Origin of the sequence: Streptomyces niphimycinicus (genome assembly GCF_018883605.1) — a bacterium.
GTDB classification, from domain to species: domain Bacteria; phylum Actinomycetota; class Actinomycetes; order Streptomycetales; family Streptomycetaceae; genus Streptomyces; species Streptomyces niphimycinicus.
On the sequence record NZ_JAHLEM010001110.1, the window covers coordinates 1 to 3,240 of the forward strand.

Genomic DNA, 3,240 nt, shown 5'->3' on the forward strand with positions numbered 1-3,240 from the left:
CGTGCTGGCCGTAAGGGCGGCGAGCGGCGACCAGCGGGCGCGGCGCGCGCTGCGCGGCGCGGGCGCGGCACTCGGGATCGCCCTCGCGGGCGCGGTGAACCTCCTGGACCCGGAGAAAGTGGTGCTCGGCGGCGCGCTGACGCCGCTGGCGCCCTGGCTGCTGCCCGCCCTGGAGCGGGAGTTGGGACGGCGGCTCACCGACCCGGCCCGTCCGGGCAGCGGGGCGGTGACCGTCTCCCGGCTCGGCCCGGACGGTCCGCTGCTGGGCGCGGCCAACTCGGTGGTGCACGCGGTCCTCGACGATCCGGCGGGGTTCAGGGATCCGGCCGGAGCCGGAGAACCGGCCGGGGTCAGAGGAAGCGATGCATGATGTGCAGCCCCACATAGCCCTTCGTGGGGTGGTCGAACGCCTTGGGCACGGTGCCGATGACCTCGAAACCCAGTGAGCGCCACAGCGCCACCGCCCGGGTGTTGCTCTCCACCACGGCGTTGAACTGCATCGCCTTGTAGCCCTCGGCGCGCGCCCACTCCAGGACATGCTCGCCCAGGGCCCGGCCCACACCGCGCCCGCCGTGCTCGGGCGCGACCATGAAGCTGGCCCCCGCGATATGCGCGGCGGGTCCCATGTGGTTGGGGTTCATCTTGGCCGAGCCCAGGACCGTGCCGTCGGCGTCGGTGGCGACGGCGGTACGGCTCGGGGGCTCCGGCATCCAGAGGTCGCGGGCCCGGTCCTCGTCCAGGTCGCGGGGGTAGGTGTAGGTCTCGCCCGCGGCGACGATGCGGCGCAGGAAGGCCCAGATGGCGGGCCAGTCCTCGGCGGTGGCGGTCCTGATGAGCATGCGGGCCAGCATGGCGGTGCGGGCGACGGCGCGCGAGGGGTTTTCCCGGCCGCCGCCCGCGAGGGGTCAGCGGGCCGCGCGCAGGAACGCCTCCAGCCCGGCCAGGTCGTCGGTGTTGAGGTAGTCCACATCGGCGGCCAGGAGCTCACGCCACAGGGCGTCGCGCTCCGGTCCGGCCACGTCCGGGGTGGCCCAGAAGCGCACGGTCTGCCGGGCGGCATGTGCGGAGGCGACGAGGCGGTGCAGCGTCTCGCGCTCCGCCGCCGGCATCGGACCGGCTCCGGCCCAGGTGAAGGTCTTGGTCCAGTCGGCGCTGATGAGCGGGATGAAGGAGGCGGGCACGCCCGAGCCGAGGTCCTCGAGGCGGCCGTCGTAGAAGGCGTGGCGCACCTTCTCGACCTCCATGGGGGCCCGTGCGCCGCGGTCGCCGGAGATGACGGCCGTCACCGCGCCGCGGCGCACCCGGCCGTCCACCCCGCCGTAGGCGGCGCTGAACAGGGGGCCGTAGTGGCGCAGCCGCTTGGCCAGCTCCAGGTAGGTGGCCTCCCCGGCGGTCTTGAGGTCGATCAGCAGTTGCAGCGACAGGTCGTAGCCGCGGTAGACCCGGCCGCCGTTGGCCTTCACCCGCCGGGCCAGCGGGTCGAGGTAGAGCGACTCCAGGGTGCGGGTGGGGTCGAGCTCGGTGGCGTCGTGGGCGACCAGCAACTGGCCGTCCACCAGCCAGATGTCGGCCTCGACGCTGCCGAAGCCGTGGGAGAGCGCGTCCAGGAGCGGACGCGGGTGCTCGTAGTCGTTGTGGGCGTGGGCTCTGGCCAGCGGCCGCTTACCCTTCGGGCTGTCCTTCGAGCTGTCATTCGAGACGGACGTGGTGCCCAACGGGCTGGCCGTGCTCGCGAACGCGGGCGCGGCCGCGCCGCCCGCCAGAGCGGCTCCGAGGGTGACGACAAAGGCACGGCGTGTACGGCGGACCATGGGGCCTCCCGGCTCTCCTCCCGGCGCGGTGCCGGATACGCAGGATGGACGCCAGTGAGTATCGGGCGGCCGTGCGCCCAAAGGGCAGTGCTGCGCGAAGAGTTCCACGGGTGGTCCCCGGCCATTTCCTCACCGTTCCCGGGGTGCCGGGGCGATGGCCCGCGGTCTCCGGCCACGGGGGCGCGTGACAGATGCGCGGGCGCCGGGTGAAACGGACGGAGGTCGCGAAGGCCGTCGGCCCGCGCTGCGCATTCGGAGTGTTTACCCGTCCGCGACCGCCGACATAACCATCGCCCAGGCACTCTTTTGAGTGAATGCACCACCCAAAGTCCGCTGATAGCTTGGCAGTTGCTCGAGCGGAATTTGTCCTCAAGGTCCGTACAGGGATGGGTGAGCATTCACGATGACGACGTCCGTTGAACCGGGTTCCGGTACCGAAAATTCGCAGCCGCAGTTGAGTCTCGGTACGGCGGCCGCGCGGAATCTGGCGACGACGACCAAATCCGTTCCGCAAATGCAGGGCCTCAGCTCCCGGTGGCTGCTGCGCATGCTGCCGTGGGTGCAGGTTCCGGGCGGTTCCTATCGTGTGAACCGCCGGGCGTCCCATACGCTCGGCGACGGCCGGGTGGAGTTCACCACCACCGGGTCCGAGGTGCGGGTCATCCCGGTCGAGCTGCGTGAGCTGCCGCTGCTGCGCGATTTCGAGGACGCCTCGGTGCTCGGGGCCCTGGCGGACCGCTTCACCCAGCGGGAATTCGCGCCGGGCGAGGTGCTGGTCGAGGCCGGGCGCCCGGCCGATGAGCTTCTCCTCATCGCCCATGGCAAGGTCGACAAATTGACCGAGGGCGCGTTCGACGAGCCCGCGGTGGTCGGCTCGGCCGCCGGTGGCGACCACATCGGGGAGCCGGAGCTGACCGCGGCCGAGGCGGGCACCTGGGGCATCACCGTGAAGGCCGTGACGTCCTGCACGGTGCTGGCCCTGCCCCGGCAGGAGTTCGAGGAGCAGCTCGACCGTTCACCGCTGCTGCGAGCGCATGTGGAGGGGGTGCGCTCGGCGCCGGAGGCCGAGCAGAACGAGCACGGGGAGGCGGCCATCGCGCTGGCCTCGGGACATTCGGGCGAGCCGGTCCTGCCGGGCACCTTCGCGGAGTACGAGCTGACGCCTCGCGAGTACGAGCTGAGCGTGGCCCAGACCGTGCTGCGCGTCCACACCCGCGTCGCCGACCTCTACAACGAGCCCATGAACCAGGTCGAGCAGCAACTCCGCCTCACCATCGAGGCCCTGCGCGAACGCCAGGAACACGAACTCGTCAACAACCGCGAGATCGGCCTGCTGCACAACGCCGACCTCTCCCAGCGCATCCACACCCGCGGCGGACCGCCCACCCCCGACGACCTCGACGCGCTGCTGGCCACCGTCTGGAAGGAC

General features: G+C 71.9%; 4 protein-coding genes. 2 read left to right on the top strand and 2 right to left on the bottom strand.

The features are described from left to right. A partial coding sequence (locus tag KN815_RS47985) for an ROK family protein (protein WP_216348049.1) occupies positions 1–370 on the top strand: 370 nt, incomplete at its 5' end. Here the strand turns inward: KN815_RS47985 and KN815_RS47990 are convergent. Further along, positions 351–839 (bottom strand): GNAT family N-acetyltransferase, encoded by a 489-nt coding sequence (locus KN815_RS47990; RefSeq protein ID WP_253209715.1) that lies wholly within the window; start codon positions 837–839, stop codon positions 351–353. The genes KN815_RS47985 and KN815_RS47990 overlap by 20 nt on opposite strands. 66 nt (positions 840–905) lie before the next feature. Next, on the bottom strand, positions 906–1,811 hold the full coding sequence (locus tag KN815_RS47995; protein WP_216348051.1) for a phosphatidylinositol-specific phospholipase C/glycerophosphodiester phosphodiesterase family protein: 906 nt from the start codon (positions 1,809–1,811) through the stop codon (positions 906–908). Positions 1,812–2,214: 403 nt separating this feature from the next. Between KN815_RS47995 and KN815_RS48000 the strand changes: the two genes are divergently transcribed. Next, the coding region (locus KN815_RS48000; protein ID WP_216348052.1) for a family 2B encapsulin nanocompartment shell protein at positions 2,215–3,240 on the top strand (1,026 nt) is incomplete at its 3' end.

Bases quoted from the DNA above. Each gene is read 5' to 3' on its own strand.
- KN815_RS47990 (WP_253209715.1), bottom strand. From the start codon at position 839: ATGCTCATCAGGACCGCCACCGCCGAGGACTGGCCCGCCATCTGGGCC.
- KN815_RS47995 (WP_216348051.1), bottom strand. From the start codon at position 1,811: ATGGTCCGCCGTACACGCCGTGCCTTTGTCGTCACCCTCGGAGCCGCT.